Raw genomic sequence first — 21,586 nt, forward strand, 5'->3', positions numbered from 1 at the left:
CAAAACGGTCGCAGAAAACGGCGCGGCTTAAGCAACCTTGTCGAGCAGTGGCTTGAGCGCCGGATGTATCTCCGGCGAGGCGAGTTTGATCAGCGTCAGCAGCGCGCGTTCATTGTCACGCAGCGGGCGGTCGGTGCCGATGCGATCGGCCAGCCATTTCGCCTCGCTGGCGTCGATCGTCTCGGCGCGGCGCGCGAGTGCCTCGGCGGCACGGTTCTTCGACTCCCATTCGGCCTCGATATCGCCGGGCGAACGATAGGCTTCCATGATGCCGGCCAGTCCGCCCGACACCATGCGGCTGAAGAAGCCACCAATTTCGGGCTCGACCTGGTCCAAGAAACTGTCACGACGCAGCGCCACATCGCGCGTCGGCGCTTCGTAGCCGGCCGAACACATGACGAAATTGGCGAGCGCCTTGACGAACAGGTCGTTCCAGGACGGGTCGTTGTGGGTCGCTGCGGTCTGCTCGTTGATCTGGAACAGCACCTCGGCCTCAACCCGTGTGATGGCGATGTTACCGTCGCCGCCATAGGCATGGAGAATGCGGCGCAACAGATCGACCTCTGCCTTGGCGACCAGCCCGGGAACCAGCGCGCCGCCGAGCATCAGTGGTCCCTTGCCGTCGACCACCGCGTTGGCGACCTGCTCGAGCGCATAGGCGGAGAGCCGGCCGGGCGATGATTTCGCCCTTTCCAGCACATGCACCAGCAGCTCCAGTTCGGTCACACTGTCGACCATTCCGTCGCGCGAGATGGTCTGGATCAGCCAACCGGCATTGTCTTCAGAGATATAGCCTGCCGGCTTTTCCTGGTGGACGATGTAGTCGGTAACGGCCTCGACGAAGAATTCAGGCCATTGCGGACATTTGTCCGTCGCTGTCGCATCGAGCGCGAACAGTGCTTCAGCCTCGCCGCGCGTCACCACGCCGTCGGCGAACACTTCGCGACGCAGCATGACGACATCTTCCGCCGTGATGCGGTCCTTCGAGGCCAGCCCCGCCACCGGCGCGCTCCCGATCCGTTCGCCCATCTGTCAATCCCCATCCGCCGTGCCCAACGCAATTGCCGGCCAAACCGTCAGCCCAGAATATCGCCATTGTCTTGAAAAACCGGCAAACGGCGTGGTTAGCGAAGACTGTAAAGACGACGCGCTTTACGTGTCGCTGGCAGGTGACAAGGTGTCGCCGACAAGCTATGGATGGCGCGTCGAGGGCTTAAGTTTTGAGTCCTACCTGTTTGCGGGAGAGAGCAGCGCGAGCTGCCGCCGAAGGGGAAATCGCCCGAAATCTCTCAGGCAAAAGAACCGTAGACGGGAAAGACACTCTGGAAAGTCGGGGCTTGCCCCCGCGCCGAAGGTGTAAGCGTCGCCGACAGAGTTCCGGTTGCGCGAGTCTCTCAGGCTTCAGACAGAGGGGCACGGACTGGTCGCCAGCAGCGGCCGATTGCGTGCGACTCTGGAGATGACATGACGGGCGACGACACCAAACACCTTCCTCTCGAAGATCTGCACACCGCCGCCGGCGCACGCTTTGGCGCCTTTGCGGGCTGGTCGATGCCGCTGACCTATCCGGCCGGCGTGATGAAGGAGCACCTTCACACCCGCGAACATGCCGGCCTGTTCGACATTTCGCATATGAAGCTGTTCGCTGTCAGCGGACCGGGCGCTGCGGCACTGCTCAACCGCGCCAGTCCGCTCGATGCCGGCGCGCTTGAGATTTCACAGTCCAAATATAGTTTCTTCCTCAACGAGGCCGCCGGGATCATCGACGATCTGATCGTCACCCGGCTCGGCGCCGAGCGCTTCATGGTGGTCGCCAACGCCGGGAATGCGGTCGAGGACGAGAAGCATTTGCGTGCGCTGGCCGCGGACTTCGACGTCAAAGTCGATGCGCTCGACCGCGTCTTCCTGGCGATCCAGGGGCCGGAAGCCTGGGCTGCCTTGTCCCGCGCCGGCATCGAGACCGGCTCACTCTTGTTCATGCATGGCATCGAGCCGAAGCAAAACTGGTTCATGAGCCGCTCCGGCTACACCGGCGAGGACGGCTTCGAGATCGGCCTGCCGGAGGCGGATGCGCGCGCTCTGGTCACGAAACTGCTCGAGGACGAGCGTGTGTTGTGGATCGGCCTTGCTGCCCGCGACTCGCTGCGGTTGGAGGCCGGCCTGTGCCTGCACGGCCAGGACATCACGCCGGAGATCGATCCGGCCAGTGCCGGCCTGATGTGGGCGATCCCCAAAGATCTCCGCGCCGGCGGGTCCTTCATCGGCGCCGATGCGCTGCGGTCCATCCTGGAGCGCGGGCCGTCGCAAAAGCGCGTCGGCCTGAAGCCGGACGGCCGCCAGCCGGTGCGCGCCGGCGCTGCTTTGTTCGATGCCGACGGCGATCCGGCCGGCTACGTGACATCAGGCGGCTTCGGCCCGTCGGCCGGCCATCCCGTCGCCATGGGCTATGTGTCAACGGCCTTGGCCAAGCCGGGCACGAAACTGTTCGCCGACGTTCGCGGGACGAAAATCCCGGTCGATATCAGTTCCTTGCCCTTCACTCCTCATCGCTACCGCAAAGGATAATTCCGATGGCAAAAACCTATTTCACACAAGATCACGAATGGCTGAGCGTCGAGGGAGGCATCGCCACCGTCGGGATAACCGACTATGCGCAGGAACAGCTTGGCGATCTCGTCTTCGTCGAACTGCCTCAAATCGGCACCAAACTCAGTAAGGGCGACACCGCCGTGGTCGTCGAATCCGTCAAGGCGGCATCCGATGTTTATGCGCCGGTTGATGGCGAGATCACCGACGCCAACGGCGCGCTGTCCTCGGACCCGTCGCTGGTCAACTCCGCTGCGACCGGCGACGGCTGGCTGTGGAAGATGAAGCTCGCCGACGAAGGCCAACTCGCAGGCCTCATGAATGAGGCCGCCTACAAAGCCCATATCGGTTGACATCAGGACCTATTGCCATGAGCGCAGCACTTACCCCCTTCTCGGCCCGCCACATCGGTCCTGATGTAAACGACGTCAGAGCCATGCTTGCCGTGATCGGCGTTCCCTCCGTCGAGACGCTGATCAGCCAGGCCGTGCCGCAGTCGATCCGCCTCGATCTGCCGCTAGCCCTTCCCGCGCCGGCGAGCGAAGCCGAAGCGCTGGCCGAATTGTCGGCGATCATGGCAAAAAACAGGGTGCTGAAGAGCTTCATCGGCGCCGGCTATCACGGCGTCCATGTGCCGCCGGTCATCCAGCGCAACCTGTTCGAGAACCCGGCCTGGTACACCGCCTATACGCCCTACCAGGCCGAGATCAGCCAGGGCCGCCTGGAAATGCTGTTCAACTTCCAGACCTTGGTCACCGAATTGACCGGCCTGCCGGTGGCTTCGGCCTCCCTGCTCGACGAAGCGACGGCGGTGGCCGAAGCGGTCGGCATCGCGCTGCGCCATCACCGCGACAAGCGCACCAAGGTGGCGCTGGCCGGCACGCCGCATCCGCAGACGCTGGACGTCGTGCGCACCCGCGCCGAGCCGCTCGGCATCGAGATCGATGGCGAGACCATCGACGACAACACCGCCGCCCTGCTGGTCTCCTGGCCGGACACGTTTGGCGTCTATGGCGACCACAAGGCGGCGATCGAGAAGGCTCGCGCCACCGGCGCCGTGGTCGTCTTCATCGCCGATCCGCTTGCGCTCACGCTGACCGAAGCGCCGGCCAGGCTTGGCGCCGACATCGCCGTCGGCCCGATGCAGCGCTTTGGCGTGCCGATGGGCTTTGGCGGCCCGCACGCCGCCTATTGCGCCGTCTCCGACAAGCTGACCCGGCTGATGCCCGGCCGCCTCGTCGGCCAGTCGATCGACAGCAAGGGCCGTCCCGGCTATCGCCTCGCCCTGCAGACGCGCGAACAGCATATCCGCCGCGACAAGGCGACCTCCAACATCTGCACCGCGCAGGCGCTGCTTGCCAACATGGCGACCGCATACGCGATCTGGCACGGGCCTACTGGTTTGCAGGCGATCGCAGCCCGAATTCATGAGCTCGCCAACGGCCTCGCAGCAGGCCTGAAAACCGCTGGTGTTTCCGTGCTCGGCTCAAGCCGTTTCGACACGGTGACGGCCGAAGTGAAGGGCAAGGCAGCTTCGATCGCCGCTGCCGCTGAAAAAGGTGGCCGGCTGCTGCGCGTCATCGATGCCGACCGCATCAGCATCGCCTTCGACGAAACCTCGACCGAGGCGGATCTCGAGGCTATCGCCGCCCTGTTCGGCGCCAAGTCCGGCGCTACTGAGGCCGGCGCGATGCCCGGCAAGCCGCGCGGCAAGGAGTTTCTGACCCAGCCGGTTTTCCGCGAAAACCACTCCGAGACCGACATGATGCGCCTGCTGCGCAGGCTAGCCGACAAGGATTTGGCGCTCGACCGCACCATGATCCCGCTGGGCTCCTGCACCATGAAGCTGAACGCGGCGGCCGAAATGATGCCGGTCAGCTGGCCTGTTGTCGCCAACCTCCATCCCTTCGCGCCGGCCAGCCATTCGGCCGGCTATCGCGCCATGGTCGGCGAGCTGGAAGGCTGGCTGGCGCAGATCACCGGCTTCGACGCCGTCAGCCTGCAGCCCAATGCCGGCAGCCAAGGCGAATATGCCGGCCTGCTCGCCATCCGCGCCTATCACCGTTCGCGTGGCGAAGGCCATCGCACCATCTGCCTGATCCCCCAGTCCGCGCATGGCACCAATCCCGCGAGTGCGGCGATGGCCGGCATGAGCGTCGTCGTCGTGCGCTGTCTGGAGGACGGCAATATCGACATGGACGATATGCGAGCCAAGGCCAACGAGCATTCCAAGAATCTCGCAGCTCTGATGTTCACCTATCCCTCGACGCACGGCGTCTACGAGGAAGGCGCGCGCCACCTGTGCGCTCTCATCCACGAGCATGGCGGCCAGGTCTATTTCGACGGCGCCAACCTTAACGCGCTGGTCGCGCTGGCGCGGCCCGCCGATATCGGCGCCGATGTCTGCCACATGAACCTGCACAAGACCTTCTGCATCCCGCATGGCGGCGGCGGTCCGGGCGTCGGTCCGATCGGCGTCAGGGCGCATCTGAAACCCTATCTGCCGGGTCATGTCACCGAAGGTTCGGCGCATGCCGTGTCGGCCGCACCGTTCGGCAGCGCTTCCATCCTGCCGATCACCTGGATGTACATCCGCATGATGGGCGCCGCCGGCCTGAAGCAGGCGACGGAGACGGCGATCATCTCGGCCAATTATGTGGCGACGCGGCTCGCGCCGCACTTCCCGCTTCTCTACAAGGGCAGGCACGATCGCATCGCGCATGAATGCATCCTCGACACGCGCGTGCTCAAGGAGAGCGCCGGCATCAGCGTCGACGATATCGCCAAGCGGCTGATCGACTACGGTTTTCACGCGCCGACCATGTCGTTCCCTGTCGCCGGCACGCTGATGGTCGAGCCGACCGAATCCGAGCCCAAGCGCGAACTCGACCGGTTCTGCGAGGCGATGATCGCTATCGCCGGCGAGGCAGCGAAAGTGGCGAAGGGCGAATGGCCGCTCGAGGACAACCCGCTGGTCAATGCCCCGCACACGGCGGCCGAAACCCTTGCCGGCCAGTGGACTCACCCCTATTCGCGGCTGGAAGCGGCCTACCCCGCCGGCGATGTCGACAAAGCGGCCAAATACTGGCCGCCGGTCTCGCGCATCGACAATGTCGCCGGCGACCGCAACCTCGTCTGCTCCTGCCCGCCGCTGTCGGAATATCTCGGCGCCGCCGAATGACACTCTGGCCTGTCAGGCTGAACGCAAGGCCGGCCCATCGGCCTTGCTTACCCGGTTCAGCACAAGCACGCGGTTCCGCCCCGCGTGCTTGGCCGCGTAAAGCGCTTTGTCGGCCTCGGCCAGGACGTCCTCGAGGCTGCTGCCGTCTTCCTTGCCAAAGCCGATGCCGCCGCTGACGCTGCTGCGCAACGGCCCGCGCGGCGTCGGCACCACTTCCGTGCCGAAAGCGACGCCGATCTTGCTGGCGAGGTCATGGGCCTTGTCTTGCGGCATCCGCGACATGACCAGCGCGAACTCCTCGCCGCCCAGCCGAAAGGCGTCGACGCCAACCCGATCATATTTCTTGATGATTGCCGCGAAGCGGCACAGGACCCGGTCGCCGACCGGATGGCCGTAGACATCGTTGGTCCGTTTGAAATGATCGAGGTCGAACATGGCGATCGACATGAACGGACCGAAGACGCGCTCGCCATAGAGCGAGTTCAAGGCACGCCGGTTCATCAGCCCGGTCAACGGGTCGGTCAGAGTCTCGGCCTTCAGTTCGATCTGTGCCTGAAGATGATGCAGCGACAGCGTCAGCGCGCCGAGAGCCGTCATGCAGGCGACCGCCACGACCGAATTCAACCGCTCGGCCCAATTGTCGGGTGCGACGCCGAGCACCCACTGGCCCTTAACCAGAAGCACGGCGCCGCAGAGCCCGAAGGATACGCCGCAGACGCCGCTTAGCGCCGAAACGACCAGCAGAATGCCGCGATCCTGACCGCCCTTGATCCAGAACATCACCCCGATCGAGGCGAGCAGCACTGTTACCGTCGTATAGGTGAGGATGAAGCCGACACCATCGAAACCGAGATAGGTCACGCCGGCGCAGACAGCCATCGCAAGCAGGGCCGGCAGGACAGCGCGACTGTAGTTGCGCACACCGAGATATTGCATGGCCGAAAGTGAAAGCGCCAGGAAACCGAGGCTGAGCAGCGCCAACGCTGCCTGACAAAGCAACGGAGTGGGCTCCCTCGTGTAGCGCCAGAAGACGATGACGTGGGCGACAAGGACGAGAATGCCGCACGCCACCGTCAGCACGAAGCGTGCACGCGGCGCCGTGAACCAGATCACAAACATGGTGACGCTCAGGCATGTGCCCGACAGCGCAGCCGCCAGCAATAGCGAACTGAAATCCAGCATGGATGAGCGGCAACCTTTGGGATCCTCGATTTGTGGCGCATCATAGGCATGCAACCGGCCGGAGATACCGTTTTCGGCCGGTTTTCAAAGCAACCTGCCGACAGGGTTTACAAAGCGTCGACTGCCGTCCCCGCGAAGAGTCTCAGCCCTTGTTGAGCAGCGCCAGATTGGCGTTGATCACGCTCGGGTCGGCCATTCCGGCCCTTGCTTCCATGAGCAGCGCCCTCGCCTTCTTCTTGTTGCCGCGCAGCAGCTGCGAATAGCCCATATTGTTGACAATCTGCGGCTTGCGCCCGGCAACCTTCAAAAGCTGGTCGTAGGCGCGGTCGGCGAAGTCGAAGCGGCCGAGTTCGTCATAGGAGGCGGCAAGCCCCATCCATCCCTCGGCACTGTCGGCCTTCAGTTCCACGGCCTTGCGGAAATGCTGTTCGGCAAGGCCGTAATTGGCCTCGCGGAACTGCGCCTTGCCTTGCGCAAGGTCGGAGGTGCTGACGTCTTTTGCCACCGGTTGGATCGACGTGGTCTTGGTCTTATCGACGTTCTCAGTCGTACAGCCGCTGACCATCAAGACGGCCGCTAGCGCGGCCATTGCCGTGAAAATTCTGTGACGCATGCCCCTGGCCCCAATCGCCCGATTTACCGGGTCGTTCTTCAGGAGGCAGACTACAACAGGGCAATTAAACTTCAGTGCTGAAACGCCCCTAAAATTTGGTTTCGGGCACACCAGCCATTAACCAGCCGAGGGCTAGTCCGGCTCCATCGACTTGAGCCCCGCCGGAAACTGATAGCGGCTGCCGTCATAGCGCAGCCGGTAGGTTCGTTTCATGGACCTTCCGGGATGGGACTGGCACTCGCCGTTCTTGTCGACAGACGGATTGTCGGTGTCCAACCGCTCGAACACTGTGATGTCGTGATAGCCGTGATGTCTCGCCGGGCTCATCGCCAGGCTGACCCGGCTGGATTGAAAGGATCCTGCGCAATTGGTGTCGCCTTCGCCGCCAAAACCGGCCACGATGATGCCGTCGAGCACCAGGCGCAGATCACCGCCGTCAAGGGCATAGAGCCGCAGGTCGGTTTCGCTGAAGGGATTGGGCCGCGAATGGCTCGCCATTTGGATGCGCAGGCCAAAGCCGGTGACACCGGGCGCCAGGCCATAGCGGCCGGTATCGAATTCGACCTTGTTGATGGCGATGGCATCATCGGTCATCAGCCCGGGCTGGAGCAGGCGCTGGCGCACCTGCCTGGTCTTCCTGTCGACGACCAGAAGGTCGACATCGCCGACATGCCCGTCGTCGCTGGATTGGCTGCTGTCGATGAGCGGCACCGCGACCAGCAACAGATCGTCATGGGCAGGCCATATCTTGCAGACGAGGCCAAACGGCGTATCCGGGAGCGTCACGGCGATGCTGGTATGGGGTTCGAGCGTGAACGAGGCGCCGTCTGCGCTCTTTTGGGCCCTGGGATAGGCCTGTTGCACCAGGGCGGCAGCATCGCCGCAATCGTCGGCCGCGGCCGAGGCCGGCGACAGACTGGTGGCGGCCAGGCCGAGGAAAGCGGTGCACAAGACTATTCGCATGGACGGCTCACTCATTTTGCTTTGCGGATTTTGCCGAAGGAGAGCGACCGAACCGGCCGGGTTTCGACATCCAGATGAAGCGTAGTTGGAGTGAGTAACCGCAAGAAGCCGCCGGGCAATCCCCTAGGTATCTACTGAACCGCCGTCATTTTGACGATGATCGGGATGACGGCGATCATCAGCACCACCGGCAGGATGCACACCACCACCGGCACCGACATCTTGGCCGGCAAGGCATGTGCCTTCTCCTCGGCCAGCGACATGCGCTTGTGGCGCATTTCGTCGGAGAACACGCGCAGCGCCCCGGCAAGGCTGGTGCCGAGTTCCTTCGACTGCTGCAAAAGCGTGGCGAAGGAGCGCACCTCGTCCAAGCTGAGGCGGTCGGCGAGCGCCTTCAAGGCATCGTCGAGGCTGCGGCCGGCCCTGAGTTCCAGCGACACCAGCTGCAGGTTTTGGCTCAGCGACGGATAGGTCTTGGCCAGTTCCTTCGAGACCCGCTCGATGCCTGCCTCCATGCTCATGCCCGCATCGGAGCAGACGATCATCAAATCCATGAAGTCGGGAAAGCCGTTGCGGTATTCGCGCATCTTTTCCCGCACCTTCTGGCTGAGCACCAGGCCGGGCACGAAATAGCCGGCGGCTCCCGACAGGATGATGAAGGTCCAGCGGCTGGTCGCGGTGGAATCGGCGCTGCCCATCCAATGGTTGACCAGGAACGCGCCGATCGTTGCGCCCACCAGGCAGGCGAAGCGGATCAGGAAGAATGTGCCGATCGCGCGCGGCTCCATATAGCCCGCCTGGATCAGCTTCATACGCAACCGGGCGACATTTTCCGGATCGCTCTTGGCGTAGAATTCCTGCGCCCGCTTCACCGCCTTCTCGCGCACGACGCTCTGGTTCTTCTTCGGCGCCGCCTCGGCCTGTTGGGGAGTCTTGCTGTCGTCGATCTTGAGCCGGCGCTTGAGATCGTTGCGGTCGCCTTTGGCTACCACGAGCGGCCATGCCACCGCGCTGCCACCCAACACCAGCAGCAGCGCGGCTACCGGCATCAGCGACGTCGGCGCCAGCGATGCAAGAAACTGGATCATCTGCTCCATCTCAGAACCGGAAGTTCGACATCTTGAACATGATGATGTTGCCCAGCATCAGCCATGTCACGGAACCGCCCAGCAGATACCACGTCTTCGGTACATCCCAGACGCTCTGATAGAATTGCGGCATCATCACCATGATGGTGGCGAACAGCAGTGCCGGCACCGCCGTCAGGATATAGGCCGACATACGACCCTCAGTCGAAATGGCGCGCACCTTGCGGCGCAGCTTGCCGCGTTCGCGGATCGTCGTCGACAGCCCGTCGAGGATCTCGCGCAGATTGCCGCCCGAACTCGTCTGGATGGAAACCGCGGTGACGAACAGCGGCAGATCCTCTTGGCCGACGCGGTCGAACAGTGAATTCAGCGCAGAAACCAGGTCGGAACCATAAGTCACCTCGTCGGAGATAACGCCGAATTCGGTGCCGATCGGATCGGACATCTCGCGCGACACCATCGAGATCGCCACCGGAACCGGATGCCCGGCCTTCAAGCCGCGCGTGATCAATTCCAGCGCCTCCGGCAACTGCACGCCGAAACGCTTCACCCGCCGGGCACGCTTGGAACGCAGCACAATCACCGGCAGCAGCGCTGTCAGCACCACAAACAGCAAAATGGCGAGCAACAGCGGCAGCCCGTACCAGAGCGCGACGAGCATCATCGCGAGCGCGACGCCCGTCGTCATCGTCAGGAATTTCGGCAACGGCATCACCATGCCAGACTGCGTGCGCAGCGCGCGAAAACGGTCGGGCGAGAAGAATGACGTGCCGGAATCGAGGCCGCGTTCCTTGCGCAGCTGAATCAGCACCTGTTCCTGGCTGATCTTGTTTTCCTGCAGCTTCATGCGCCGGTTGATGGCCAGGCGCTTGTCGCTGCGGCCGGCATAGAGCAGATAGCAGCCTTCGGCGATCATGATGCCGGTCAGCGCTGCCGCGGCATAAACGACATAGATCGGGCTGAAATTCTCGAACACCCGGCTACTCCTGCGGCCGGCCGGGTTCGAAATATTTGCCGGGGAATTCAATGCCCATATTGCGCAGGTCCTCGAGGAAACGCGGGCGAATGCCGGTCGCCTCGTAGTGACCGAGGATCTTGCCGTCGGCCTCCATGCCAGTGCGCACGAAGCGGAATATCTCCTGCATCTGGATGACGTCCCCTTCCATGCCGGTCACCTCGGCGACGCTGGTCACCTTGCGCTTGCCGTCCGACAGTCGCGTCAGCTGGACGATAAGGTCGAGCGCGCTGGCGATCTGGCTGCGGATCGACTGCACCGTCATCGGCATGCCGGTCATGCCCAGCATCTGCTCGAGGCGCGAAATGGCGTCGCGCGGCGTGTTGGCGTGGATGGTCGCCATCGAGCCTTCATGGCCGGTGTTCATCGCCTGCAGCATGTCGAAGGCCTCCTCGCCGCGGCACTCGCCGAGGATGACGCGGTCAGGGCGCATGCGCAGCGCGTTCTTGACCAGGTCGCGCTGCTTCAGCTCGCCATGACCTTCGATGTTGGCGGGGCGCGTTTCCATGCGCGCGACATGCGGCTGCTGCAGCTGCAGTTCGGCCGCGTCCTCGATGGTGATCAACCGTTCGTCTTCCGGAATGAAGGCTGACAATGCGTTGAGCATCGTCGTCTTGCCGGTGCCGGTGCCGCCCGAGATGATGGTCGTCTTGCGGGCGTGGACTGCCGCCGCCAGCACCTCGGCCATATTCTGGGTGATGGCGCCGAACTCGACCAGCTTGTGCAGGCCGAGCTTGTTCTTTGAAAACTTGCGGATCGACACCAGCGGCCCGTCGACGGCGACCGGGCGAATGGCGGCGTTGAAGCGCGAGCCGTCGAGCATGCGGGCATCGACCATCGGTTGCGATTCGTCGACCCGGCGGCCGACGGCGGCGACGATCTTGTTGACGATGCGCAACAGATGCGCCTCGTCCTTGAACGGGATATGGACCTGCTGCAGCTTGCCCCGTTTTTCGACGAAGCAGTTCTGGTGGCCGTTGATCAGGATGTCGTTGATGTCGGGGTCCTTGAGCAGCGGTTCCAGCGGGCCGAGGCCGACCATCTCATCGACGATGTCATCGACCAGCGCTTCAAGTTCGACGGTGTTGATCGCCATACGCTCCTGGCGGGTCTTTTCCGACACGAACTCCTGCACCTGCCGGCGCATCTCATCCTTGGGCAGGCGCTCCAGCGCGACCAGGTTGATTTCCTCGAGCAGCAGCCGGTGGATGCGCACGCGGGCATCGAGCACCTTGTTGGCGCTTTTTCCCGGTGTTGTCTCCGGCTTCGGCGGCAAGGCCTTGCGGTTCGTCGGGATGACCACGGCGTGATGCGCGACCGGCGCCGCCTCGGCCGGTTTCAGCGCGCGGACGTCACGGTTCTGCAGGGTCGAGAAGCGGCTGGTCATCCGGCTTTCCTCTTCAGGAGGCCCCTGCCGATGCCGAACAGCGAGCGCGATTTCTCCGGCGTCACCACGGCTTCTTCCGGCAGGATGATCCTCTTCAGATCGTTGACGACATTGGCGTTCGGGTCGATCTCATGCAGCGGCACGCCGCGGTCGACCGCTTCACGCACAAGCCGGTAATTGTTGGAGATGCCGCCGACGAAATGCTCGCCCAGGATTTCCTGAACATCCGCCTGCTTGATGCCGTTGTCGAACATCTTCTGCTCGAAACGGTTGACGATCACGTTCGGCTTCACTTCCTTGCCTGCCGTCTCGTAGACCGCCTGGATCAGCCGCTGCGTATGGCGCAGGCATGGCACCGTCATTTCAGCGACGATGTAGAGCTTGTTGGAGCCGAGCAGCACCGTCTCCGTCCACGGAAACCAGGTGCGCGGCATGTCGATGACGACGTTGTCGAAATAGGCCGAGACGAGATCGAGCATGCGCACCACGACATCGGTCTTGAACGAGCGCATTTCCGACGGATGCGTTGGCGCCGCCAGCACGCAGAGCCCGCTCGCATGCTTGGACAGCATCACGTCCAGCAGCTGACGGTCGAGGCGCTCGGGCTGGTTCTCGATTTCGGTGATGTCGAAGCGCGGCTCGAGGTCGAGATATTCGGCGCAGGCGCCTTGCTGGAAGTTGAGGTCGACCACGCAGGTCGACGCGCCGCGCGTCACCGAATGATGCAGCTGGAAGGCGGTCTGCAGCGCCAGCGTCGTGGTGCCGACGCCGCCGGCGGCCGGCATGAAGGTATAGATCTGCGACTCGGTGTTTTCCTCGCGCCCCGGCCCTTGCAGCGCGCGCACGACCGACCGCACCAGATCGGCGGTGGTGATCGGCTTGACCAGGAAATCGGCGACCTGGAGCTGCACCAGGATACGCACCGCGGCTGCGTTGAATTCCTGGGTGACGACGACCACCGGAACGCGGCCTTCAAGCCGGCGCATGATGCGCTGCAGCGACTCGATCTCTTCCAGCTTTGCCGCATCCATGTCGACGATGAGCGCGCCGAAATCGGCTTCCTGGACCTCGCCGCGCAGTTCGGTAATGTTCTTCTCAACGGTAGAAAGCTGGATCACCTCCGAAGCCGCGAACGCGGTGCGCGTATCCTGCACAAAGGTCCGGTCGCTGGACACCAGCAGGATTTTCTTGGTCTTTATGCCGCTTGCCATTTTGTCAGCCTGTCAGGTCATTCCCGGTCAAATCACCGGGCAAATCAATCGGTTGTCGCTGTCGGTTGCACTGCCTTGGCGGCAGCAGCCTGGTCGGCGGCGTTGACCGCCGCCTCACTGCGCTGCGCCGGCACCAGCAGCCTGGTGTTCTGGACGCCGTATTTCCAGGGATCGACCATCTGCATGGCCGTATTGGCGGCCTGTGCGTTGCCGGCCGCCATCGTCGGTCCCTCGGAGCGGATATAGTCGTCGCTGGTGCAGCCGCTGGCGAGGCCGGCGAGCAGCAGGGCGATGCATGGTTCCACGCGCATGGCTTCAATCCTTCGGCAGGTCGAGGAAATGCCCGACGGTGGTGACCGCGGCCGGCTGTGCCGTACTGCCGCTGGCCATTGCCACTGCACGATTGGCGTCGGACGATTTCACTTCCTCGGTGTTGTTTAGGAAATAGTCGACATTGCTGGCCGGCTGCGTGCCGTCGGTCGGCTCGAGCAGCTTCTTCGACGGATCGACCGGCTTGACCAGATAGGGGGTGACGATGATCACCAGATCGGTCTCGCGCCGCTGATATGATTTGGAGGAGAACAGCGAGCCGAGCACCGGCAGCTTGCCGAGGCCGGGAAGACGCGACGTGGTGATGTCGTTCTGTGACTGCAGCAGGCCGGCGATCATGAAGCTCTGGCCGTTCTTCAGGTCGACCGATGTCCTGGCGCGGCGCACGATAAAGCCCGGCACCGAGATATTGCCGATATTGTAGGAGGCCGAAGCATCGATCGAGGACACTTCCGGCGCGATGTCAAGGCTGACCAGCCCGTCCTTGAGAACCGTCGGCGTGAAGTCGAGGCTGACGCCGTATTTCTTGTAGCTGACGGAAATCTTGCCATTGTCCTCGGAGACCGGGATCGGGAACTCGCCGCCGGCGAGGAAGCTTGCCGTCTGGCCCGAGCGGGCGATCAGGTTCGGCTCTGCCAGCCGCCGGGCAAGGCCACGTTCCTCCAGCGCCTTGATGGCGACGTCGATCGACAGGCCGTTGGACAGCAGCCGGCCGATGATCTCGCCATTGCCGGCTCCCGGCACCGAGCCCGGCTCGATGGTGACGTCGCGCCCGCCAATGCCGTAAGCAAAATTGGCGCTGTATTTGGCGCCGAGATCCTGTCCGGCCTGGCGATTGATCTCGACGAAGCGGACGTTGAGCTGAACCTGCTGCGAGGACGAGATGTTGACCGAATTGATCACTTCCTCATTGCCGGAGAAGCGGCTGGCGATCTTGCTTGCCTTCTCGGCGGCGACCGCGTCATCGGCCTCGCCCGACAGCACGACGCGGCCATTGGCCGAGCCGACCTTGATCTTGGCGTCCGGCACGCTGGCGCGAATGGTGCTGGCCAGCTGGTCGGTGTCCAGCGTCACCTCGATGTCTACGGTGCCGACCAGCTGCTTGTTCTCGTCGAACAGCGCGATGCCGGTGGTGCCGAGATTGTTGCCCAGCACATAGAAGGATTTGTCGGTCAGCGGATTGACGTTGGCGATCTCCGGATCGCCGATGACGATCTGGTAGAAGGCGGCATTGGTCATGACCGTCTTCGGCTTGCCCTTGGCCACCTTGATCGACGCATTCGTTGTCGACGAGACATGGACTATATCGTTGTCGGCCTTGGCTGGCGCGCTGAGGCCGAGCATTACGGCCGCGGCAAGGCAAGCCCCCACCGCAAGCGCCCGCATTGGGCGCAGCCCTTTCGTCGTCTGAAATGCATGAAGTCCCGACATCTGTCCCGTCCTTCGCCCGGTTCCCACCGGCAGTTATTGCTGGTCCCGCGCAGGAACCTGGTATTCTTCGACCTGCGTGCCGCGCGTCACGATGATCGTCTTGAATTTCGGCTTCTCAGGCTCCTTGGTCGCGGCAGTGAACAGCGCGCCGGCAGCGGCCTGGACGCCGGAGGCGACCGATCCGCCGAAGGACGAGATGGTGGTGACGCCGTCCTTGGCGGCACCACCGTCGGCGGCCGAGCGGAGCGACAGCGACAAGGTGCCGACGGTGCGGGCAAGCGCCACTTTCTGCGCGCCTTCGGTCGTCACCTCGATGGTCACGGAATTGGCGATCTGCGGTGTGGTCTGGCGCTCGTCGGCGCCCTGCCCCACGGTCAGCACCTTGGCGTCGGAGACGACGATCTCGGAGGTAACGGTCGATCCGGCAGCGCCCTGCGCGTTCTTGGCCACTTCCTGGATTTCGCCCGCATCGCGTGTCAGCACCACGTCGACCCGGTCGCCCGGCATGACGAAGCCGCCGACACCGGCGATCTCGTCGGTGCGGATTGTCACCGCCCGCATGCCGGGCGTCATCATGTTGGACAGCGTCGCGCGGCCGTTCGGCCCCGACAATTTGCTGATCAGCACCGGCTCGTTGATCTCGATCGGCGACAATACCACGCGGCTGCCTTCGGCGAGCAATGCATTGACTGTGGTGAACGCGCCCTGCGGCACCGAATCCTCGGACCATGGGATTTCGCTGAGCTGCGCCCGGTCAAGCTCCATGCCGTAACGCAGCGGCGCGTTGGCCACCACGATGGTCTTGAAGACAACCTTGGGGACGGCGGGCGCCGGGATCGACGCCGTTTTCTCTTCGGCATCGGCCTTGGCCTGGCTTTTCACCCAGAAATCCGCGGCAAAGATTGAAATCGCGCCGAAGACGGCAGCGATGCCAATCATCGTTATGGCCTTGCCCCTCACAACCAACCCCTGACTCTCGTGGTCTTTTGTTTTGTTGGGGCGACGCTAGGCCGCTTTGTTAAAGATTCAGGAATCCCAGCGGCTCCGCACGGACCTATTTCCGCCGGCTTGGTTATCGAAAGGTTTTAGGATAAGAAGGGGTTAAATCCCCGAACGTAACAGGAACTTCCGTCGCTTGGCGCCGAAAAGCGTGGCAGTATCGACGGGTGATTCGCGGCACCGGATTCTATGGCAGGCATGGACGACAACAACGATCTTTTCGGCAATCTGGAAAAGCAGCCCCAACCGGCTCGGACACCTTCGCGCCCGGCCGACCCGCTGGTGCAGGCCACGAAGCGTCCTGCCGCGACCAAGGACGGCAGCGAGGGCTATAGCGCCGCCGACATCGAGGTGCTGGAGGGGCTGGAGCCGGTGCGGCGCCGTCCCGGCATGTATATTGGCGGCACCGACGACAAGGCGATGCACCATCTGTTTGCCGAGGTCATCGATAATTCGATGGACGAGGCGGTCGCCGGCCATGCCACTTTCATCGATGTCGAGCTGTCGGCCGACGGGTTTCTGACCGTCACCGACAATGGCCGCGGCATTCCGGTCGATCCGCATCCGAAATTCAAGAAGCCGGCGCTCGAAGTCATTATGACGACGCTGCATTCGGGCGGCAAGTTCGATAGCAAGGTTTATGAGACCTCCGGCGGTCTGCACGGTGTCGGCGTCTCGGTCGTCAATGCGCTGTCGGACCATCTCGAAGTCGAGGTCGCGCGCGGTCGCCAGCTTTACCGCCAAAGGTTCTCGCGCGGCGTTCCGGTGAGCGGGCTGGAGCAGCTCGGCGAAGTGCACAACCGGCGCGGCACCAAAATCCGCTTCCATCCCGACGAGCAGATTTTCGGCAAGGGCGCCGCCTTCGAGCCGGCGCGGCTCTATCGCATGACCCGCTCGAAAGCCTATCTGTTCGGCGGCGTCGAGATCCGCTGGAGCTGCGACCCATCGCTGATCAAGGAAAAGGACCAGACGCCGGCCAAGGCGGAGTTCCATTTCCCCGGCGGCTTGAAGGACTATCTCAAGGCATCGCTCGGCGATGATTTCCAGGTGACCCGCGAAATCTTCGCCGGCAAGAGCGAGAAGCAGGGCGGCCACGGTTCGCTGGAATGGGCGGTGACCTGGTTCGGCGGTGACGGCTTCGTCAACTCCTACTGCAACACCATCCCGACCGGCGAAGGCGGCACGCATGAGGCCGGCTTTCGCAATGTGCTGACGCGCGGGCTTCGGGCCTATGCCGACCTGGTCGGCAACAAGCGCGCCTCGATCGTCACCTCCGAAGACGTGATGATCTCGGCGGCAGGCATGCTGTCGGTGTTTATTCGCGAGCCGGAATTCGTCGGCCAGACCAAGGACAGGCTGGCAACGATCGAAGCCATTCGCATTGTCGAGACCGCCATCCGCGATCCCTTCGACCACTGGCTGGCCGACAATCCGCAGGAAGCCTCCAAGCTGCTGGAATGGGTGATTGCGCGCGCCGACGAGCGGGTGCGCCGGCGCCAGGAAAAGGAAGTGTCGCGCAAGAGCGCGGTGCGCAAGCTGCGCCTTCCCGGCAAGCTCGCCGACTGCACGCAGAATGCCGCCGCGGGCGCCGAACTGTTCATCGTCGAAGGCGACTCGGCCGGCGGCTCGGCCAAGCAGGCGCGCGACCGCGCCAGCCAGGCGGTGCTGCCGCTGCGCGGAAAAATCCTCAACGTCGCCAGCGCCGGCAACGACAAGCTAGCCGCCAACCAGCAGATTTCGGACCTGATTCAGGCGCTCGGCTGCGGCACGCGCTCGAAATACCGCGACGAGGATTTGCGCTACGACCGCGTGATCATCATGACCGACGCCGACGTCGACGGCGCTCACATAGCCTCGCTGCTGATCACCTTCTTCTACCAGGAAATGCCGAATCTGGTGAATGGCGGCCATCTCTATCTGGCGGTGCCGCCGCTCTATTCGATCCGGCAAGGCGGCAAGGTTGCCTATGCCAGGGACGATGCGCACAAGGACGAGCTGTTGCGCACCGAATTCACCGGCCGCGCCAAGGTCGAGATCGGCCGCTTCAAGGGCCTGGGCGAGATGATGGCCGCGCAGCTCAAGGAAACCACCATGGACCCGAGGAAGCGCACGCTGCTCAGGGTCGATGTCATCGACGCCGTGGCCGCGACCAAGGATGCTGTCGACGCGCTGATGGGCACCAAGCCGGAAGCCCGCTTCCGCTTCATCCAGGAACGCGCCGAATTCGCCGCGACGGAAGTGCTGGATATCTGAGCGCTGGCCAACTCTTCGTTTTGACGCAGTTCCGGGCGGAAAACCGTTTCAAACTTTTCCTGGAATTGCTCTAGCCTGCACTTCCGATACGGAGACCAGCTTGTGATCCGGGCGCGGCTGAAGAGCTACTTCGAAACCAGTTTGGCGGGCCTGACGCAGCCGACGCGCTCGGATTGGATTTTCGCCCTGCGCACGGTTTCGGCCGGTCTGATCGCGCTTCTCGCTGCTTACGCGTTGAAACTCGACCACCCGCAATGGGCGATGATGACGGTCTTCATCGTCGCCCAGCCGGTCGCCGGCATGGTGCTGGCGAAAGGTTTTTACCGGCTGCTCGGCACGCTGGCCGGTGGACTTGCGGCGATCGGCATCACCTCGGTTTTCGGCACCAATCCCTGGCTGCTGGTCACGGCGCTATCCGTCTGGATTGGGCTGTGCACGCTGGTTTCGTCGCTGCTGCGCAATCCGGAAGCCTATGGCGCCGCACTTGCCGGCTATACCGCGATGATCATTGGGCTGCCGGCTTTCGGCCAGCCGCACGTGGTCGTCGATCTCGCTGTCGCGCGCTGCGCCGAGATCGTGCTCGGCATCGTCTGCGCCGGCCTGACCAGCCGGCTGATCCTGCCCAAGCTGGCCGCTGACGCCATTATCTCCAGGCTGAAGCGCAGCATCCTCGACCTTGCAACCTATGCAGGCGGCGCTTTTTCCGGTGGCGACCCGGCGACGCTGGCCGGCCTGCACCGCAAGCTGATCACCGACGCCCAGATGCTGGCCGAGATGCGCGCCTATGCCCGGCTCGAAGCACCGAGCTTCGCCACCCGCGCCCATCCGGTCCGCCTAACCATCGGTCAGCTTCTCTCGGCGCTGTCGGCGGCGCGCGCGCTGCATTCGCATGCCGCGCCGAAAAACGCAGCGCTCATTCCGGTACGCTCCGAACTGCAGTCGTTGGTCAGCGAGCTGGCAGCGACGCCCGAGGCGCTGGACGACACGTCGCCCTGGGTGACGCGGCTCGACGCGATTGCCGGCAAGGCCCGGCAAATGCCCGACGCCTCGACCGATCAGGGCGACGACAGGGTCGGCACCATAACCCGCCTCACCATCGCCGCCGATTTCGCCGAAGCCTTCAAGCAGGTGCTGCGCGGCCTCGACGCCCTGCGCGCACCGGTGACGGGCCCCAGCCGGAGCAACAGGCAGCCGCCTGCGCTGGTGGTGCACCGCGATTATCCCGGGGCTTCGCGCAATGCCATACGCGCCGGCCTTGCCACGTTGGCGGTCGCCGCCTTCTGGCTGACGACGAAATGGTCCGACGCGGCCGGCACCGTCATCCTCGTTGCCGTCGTCTCCAGTCTTTTCGCCGCGCGGCCTGACCCGGTGCGGGTGTCCTGGGGCTTCTTCAAGGGAACGCTGCTGGCTTTGCCCTTTGCCTTCCTTGTCGGCCAGGTCGCGCTGCCTGCTTTGCCCGGCTTCGGCTGGTTCACGCTGTTTGTCGTGCCGATCCTGGTACCGACGGCGCTGGGCATGGCCAATCCGCGCACCGTCGGCGTGGCGACGGCCTTTGCCATCAATTTCCTCGCCTTCCTCAGCCCGCATCAGGCGATGACCTATGCCCCAGGCCCGTTTTTCGCCGGCTCGGCCTCGGTGCTGGTCGGCATCCTGCTGGCGATCGGCGTCTTCATCGTGGTGCTGCCGGTGGATCCATGGCGCGCGGCCAACCGCATCGTGCGGGCCATGCGCGAGGATCTGGCGCGGCTGTGCCTGCATGAGCGGGTGCCGCGGCGTTCGGCCTTCGAGAGCCTGGCCTATGACCGCATCAACCAGCTGATGCCGCTCTTGCAAAATGCCGGCAGGAAAGGCGATGCGATTCTGGGCGGCGGGGTCGCCGCCGTTACCGTCGGCCTTGAAATCCTGCGTCTGCGCGCCGCGCAGCAGAGCCCGTCCACTCCTACCGACACCGCGCTCTCGATCGCCAATTTCCTGCGCGGCCTCGCGCGTGAACTGCTCTTTCGCGCAACCGGCGATCCACAGACAGCAACTGTCACTGTGGCCCGGCAATATGCAGCCAGCCTTTCAGAGCGCAGCGGCGGTGCGGATATGCTGCAGATCGCAGCCTCGCTGCGCATCATCGCCGCCGCGATCGAGGATTTCCCGGATTTCTTCACCAGGGGCCGTGGCTAGGGCGTCAGGCCGCGGCTATCGCCAGCGCATGCCCGCGCGCGTTTTCCCGCAGCGCGTCGAGATGGATCGACTTGACCAGGCCGGCGAGATCGCCCTCAGTGGATTGACCTCCGAGTTCCTTCAGCATCAGCCAGCTGACTTCCTGCACGCCGGCGAGGCGCTTGCCGTTGGCGACTTCGCGCCAGATCTTGAGCGCGCGCAGGATGATGGCATGGGTGGAAGCGGCAAGGCCGGCGCTGCGGAACAGCGCCTGCAACGCAAGGTCCTGGCCGCCGGCGAGCAAGGCCCGCACCCGCTGCTCCGACTGCTGGCTGAGCGCGACCAGGGCCGAGCCGAAAAAGTCGACCTTGCCGTGGGCAATGGTGCGGATGATGAAACTTGCGGTCAGGTCGCCGCGCAGGCGCAGATGTTCGATGAGTGCCGCATGTTCCTCCGCGCGCGTGCCTTCGACCAGCCGCACCGAAGCCTTGACGCAAGCATCGCGCGTGACGCGCTCGGCTCTGGCCGCCCCCATCAGCGCCATCACCAGCGGCGAAGCCTTCAGCGTTTCGCCGAGCTTGACCAGCAGCATGTGCCGGCAGTCGGCCGGCAGCCGCACATCCGTGACCATTGCCTCGCGCAAATGAGCGATATGGCCATGCCGCTCGGCGATGCGGCGGAAGGAGAGCGAGGCTATGTCGGCGCCGTCATTGGCGAGCAGCGCCGCACACGCTTCCGGTTCGCCGATCTCGGCGATCGCCGCGGCAACCGCCATCGAAACGACCGGCCGGTCGGCGATCAGTTTTTGCGTCGCCTTGTGCCCGGCCGCGACGCGGTCGATCAGGTCGGCGTCCGTCAGCAGCGGGGAGCGCGCCAGCACCAGGGCTGCCACTTCCGGCTGATCGGAGGCAAGCGCGCTGATGATCTGCAGCGGCGCGTGATGGCTCATCGACAGCGCTTCGGCCATAGCCAGCCGCACCTTCGACGAGGCGTCGTCGAGCAGCAGCGTCAGCGCCGCTTCGGCCGCGCAACGGTCTTCGAAAGGCAGGTCGGAATTGACGTAGGCGCGGGCCAGCGCGCTTGCCGCCGCGGCGCGCTCCGAAACTCTCGCGGTGTAGATCCATTTGAGAAAATGCGAGACAACCATACTGCCTGCTACGCCCCTTGCCGGAAAGCTTCCGGCCCCAGGAATGACC

At 63.9% G+C, this 21,586-nt stretch carries 17 protein-coding genes and 1 riboswitch; of the genes, 5 read left to right on the forward strand and 12 right to left on the reverse strand.

Annotation, left to right across the window (positions count from 1 at the left end):
* Positions 1-27: 27 nt before the first annotated feature.
* Positions 28-1,029, reverse strand: a complete 1,002-nt coding sequence (locus tag ACYG9Z_RS01855) for a hypothetical protein (protein ID WP_023751525.1) — start codon at positions 1,027-1,029, stop codon at positions 28-30.
* 199 nt (positions 1,030-1,228) lie between these two features.
* Positions 1,229-1,315: riboswitch (glycine riboswitch) on the forward strand.
* 149 nt (positions 1,316-1,464) lie between these two features.
* On the opposite strand from ACYG9Z_RS01855, the gene gcvT reads away from it, so the two are divergent.
* From gcvT to gcvP, 3 genes are read left to right on the forward strand one after another with little or no spacing between them, the layout of a single operon-like run.
* Complete coding sequence (gene gcvT, locus ACYG9Z_RS01860; RefSeq protein ID WP_023691145.1) at positions 1,465-2,565, forward strand: glycine cleavage system aminomethyltransferase GcvT; 1,101 nt, start codon at positions 1,465-1,467, stop codon at positions 2,563-2,565.
* A 5-nt stretch (positions 2,566-2,570) separates the two neighbouring features.
* A complete protein-coding gene (gene gcvH, locus ACYG9Z_RS01865; protein WP_023681591.1) occupies positions 2,571-2,939 on the forward strand; it encodes a glycine cleavage system protein GcvH in 369 nt (122 codons plus the stop codon).
* Positions 2,940-2,956: 17 nt separating this feature from the next.
* Positions 2,957-5,767 carry an aminomethyl-transferring glycine dehydrogenase gene (gene gcvP, locus ACYG9Z_RS01870; protein ID WP_023751526.1) on the forward strand — a complete coding sequence of 937 codons (2,811 nt, stop codon included), beginning with the start codon at positions 2,957-2,959 and terminating at the stop codon, positions 5,765-5,767.
* Positions 5,768-5,779: 12 nt separating this feature from the next.
* Here gcvP and ACYG9Z_RS01875 read toward each other — a convergent pair whose 3' ends face one another.
* The 10 genes from ACYG9Z_RS01875 to cpaB form a co-directional block, all read right to left on the reverse strand.
* Positions 5,780-6,949 (reverse strand): GGDEF domain-containing protein, encoded by a 1,170-nt coding sequence (locus tag ACYG9Z_RS01875; RefSeq protein ID WP_023681593.1) that lies wholly within the window; start codon positions 6,947-6,949, stop codon positions 5,780-5,782.
* Positions 6,950-7,091: 142 nt separating this feature from the next.
* On the reverse strand, positions 7,092-7,562 hold the full coding sequence (locus ACYG9Z_RS01880) for a hypothetical protein (protein ID WP_023681594.1): 471 nt from the start codon (positions 7,560-7,562) through the stop codon (positions 7,092-7,094).
* A gap of 132 nt (positions 7,563-7,694) precedes the next feature.
* On the reverse strand, positions 7,695-8,525 hold the full coding sequence (locus ACYG9Z_RS01885; protein WP_031193122.1) for a PA3715 family protein: 831 nt from the start codon (positions 8,523-8,525) through the stop codon (positions 7,695-7,697).
* A 131-nt stretch (positions 8,526-8,656) separates the two neighbouring features.
* Entirely contained in the window at positions 8,657-9,622 is a 966-nt protein-coding gene (locus tag ACYG9Z_RS01890) for a type II secretion system F family protein (RefSeq protein WP_023681595.1), read from the reverse strand.
* Position 9,623: 1 nt separating this feature from the next.
* The gene (locus ACYG9Z_RS01895; RefSeq protein WP_023681596.1) at positions 9,624-10,589 is read right to left on the reverse strand and encodes a type II secretion system F family protein; all 966 of its coding nucleotides are present in this window, start codon (positions 10,587-10,589) and stop codon (positions 9,624-9,626) included.
* Between the two features lie 4 nt (positions 10,590-10,593).
* The gene (locus ACYG9Z_RS01900) at positions 10,594-12,015 is read right to left on the reverse strand and encodes a CpaF family protein (protein WP_023667600.1); all 1,422 of its coding nucleotides are present in this window, start codon (positions 12,013-12,015) and stop codon (positions 10,594-10,596) included.
* The gene (locus tag ACYG9Z_RS01905; RefSeq protein ID WP_023681597.1) at positions 12,012-13,226 is read right to left on the reverse strand and encodes an AAA family ATPase; all 1,215 of its coding nucleotides are present in this window, start codon (positions 13,224-13,226) and stop codon (positions 12,012-12,014) included. Before ACYG9Z_RS01905 ends, ACYG9Z_RS01900 begins: the two co-directional genes overlap by 4 nt.
* A 44-nt stretch (positions 13,227-13,270) precedes the next feature.
* The gene (locus tag ACYG9Z_RS01910) at positions 13,271-13,537 is read right to left on the reverse strand and encodes a hypothetical protein (RefSeq protein WP_023681598.1); all 267 of its coding nucleotides are present in this window, start codon (positions 13,535-13,537) and stop codon (positions 13,271-13,273) included.
* Between the two features lie 4 nt (positions 13,538-13,541).
* Positions 13,542-14,942: a type II and III secretion system protein family protein gene (locus ACYG9Z_RS01915; RefSeq protein ID WP_031193121.1), complete on the reverse strand. Its 1,401-nt coding sequence runs from the start codon at positions 14,940-14,942 to the stop codon at positions 13,542-13,544.
* Positions 14,943-15,020: 78 nt separating this feature from the next.
* Positions 15,021-15,926, reverse strand: coding sequence for a Flp pilus assembly protein CpaB (gene cpaB / locus ACYG9Z_RS01920; protein ID WP_023681601.1), 906 nt, complete (start codon positions 15,924-15,926; stop codon positions 15,021-15,023).
* A 258-nt stretch (positions 15,927-16,184) separates the two neighbouring features.
* On the opposite strand from cpaB, the gene parE reads away from it, so the two are divergent.
* Together parE and ACYG9Z_RS01930 are read left to right on the forward strand one after the other, a co-directional pair.
* Positions 16,185-18,239, forward strand: a complete 2,055-nt coding sequence (gene parE, locus ACYG9Z_RS01925) for a DNA topoisomerase IV subunit B (RefSeq protein WP_023691142.1) — start codon at positions 16,185-16,187, stop codon at positions 18,237-18,239.
* 102 nt (positions 18,240-18,341) lie between these two features.
* Positions 18,342-20,411: an FUSC family protein gene (locus ACYG9Z_RS01930; RefSeq protein WP_023751528.1), complete on the forward strand. Its 2,070-nt coding sequence runs from the start codon at positions 18,342-18,344 to the stop codon at positions 20,409-20,411.
* Between the two features lie 4 nt (positions 20,412-20,415).
* Here the strand turns inward: ACYG9Z_RS01930 and ACYG9Z_RS01935 are convergent, their stop codons facing one another.
* Entirely contained in the window at positions 20,416-21,537 is a 1,122-nt protein-coding gene (locus ACYG9Z_RS01935; RefSeq protein WP_023751529.1) for a DUF2336 domain-containing protein, read from the reverse strand.
* Between the last annotated feature and the right edge of the window lie 49 nt (positions 21,538-21,586).

Source organism: Mesorhizobium sp. RSR380A (assembly GCF_054719385.1).

Coding starts and splice junctions, on each gene's coding strand:
- ACYG9Z_RS01855 (WP_023751525.1), bottom strand. CDS start 1,029: ATGGGCGAACGGATCGGGAGCGCGCCGGTGGCGGGGCTGGCCTCGAAG.
- gcvT (WP_023691145.1), top strand. CDS start 1,465: ATGACGGGCGACGACACCAAACACCTTCCTCTCGAAGATCTGCACACC.
- gcvH (WP_023681591.1), top strand. CDS start 2,571: ATGGCAAAAACCTATTTCACACAAGATCACGAATGGCTGAGCGTCGAG.
- gcvP (WP_023751526.1), top strand. CDS start 2,957: ATGAGCGCAGCACTTACCCCCTTCTCGGCCCGCCACATCGGTCCTGAT.
- ACYG9Z_RS01875 (WP_023681593.1), bottom strand. CDS start 6,949: ATGCTGGATTTCAGTTCGCTATTGCTGGCGGCTGCGCTGTCGGGCACA.
- ACYG9Z_RS01880 (WP_023681594.1), bottom strand. CDS start 7,562: ATGCGTCACAGAATTTTCACGGCAATGGCCGCGCTAGCGGCCGTCTTG.
- ACYG9Z_RS01885 (WP_031193122.1), bottom strand. CDS start 8,525: ATGCGAATAGTCTTGTGCACCGCTTTCCTCGGCCTGGCCGCCACCAGT.
- ACYG9Z_RS01890 (WP_023681595.1), bottom strand. CDS start 9,622: ATGGAGCAGATGATCCAGTTTCTTGCATCGCTGGCGCCGACGTCGCTG.
- ACYG9Z_RS01900 (WP_023667600.1), bottom strand. CDS start 12,015: ATGACCAGCCGCTTCTCGACCCTGCAGAACCGTGACGTCCGCGCGCTG.
- ACYG9Z_RS01905 (WP_023681597.1), bottom strand. CDS start 13,226: ATGGCAAGCGGCATAAAGACCAAGAAAATCCTGCTGGTGTCCAGCGAC.
- ACYG9Z_RS01910 (WP_023681598.1), bottom strand. CDS start 13,537: ATGCGCGTGGAACCATGCATCGCCCTGCTGCTCGCCGGCCTCGCCAGC.
- ACYG9Z_RS01915 (WP_031193121.1), bottom strand. CDS start 14,942: ATGCGGGCGCTTGCGGTGGGGGCTTGCCTTGCCGCGGCCGTAATGCTC.
- cpaB (WP_023681601.1), bottom strand. CDS start 15,926: ATGATTGGCATCGCTGCCGTCTTCGGCGCGATTTCAATCTTTGCCGCG.
- parE (WP_023691142.1), top strand. CDS start 16,185: ATGGACGACAACAACGATCTTTTCGGCAATCTGGAAAAGCAGCCCCAA.
- ACYG9Z_RS01935 (WP_023751529.1), bottom strand. CDS start 21,537: ATGGTTGTCTCGCATTTTCTCAAATGGATCTACACCGCGAGAGTTTCG.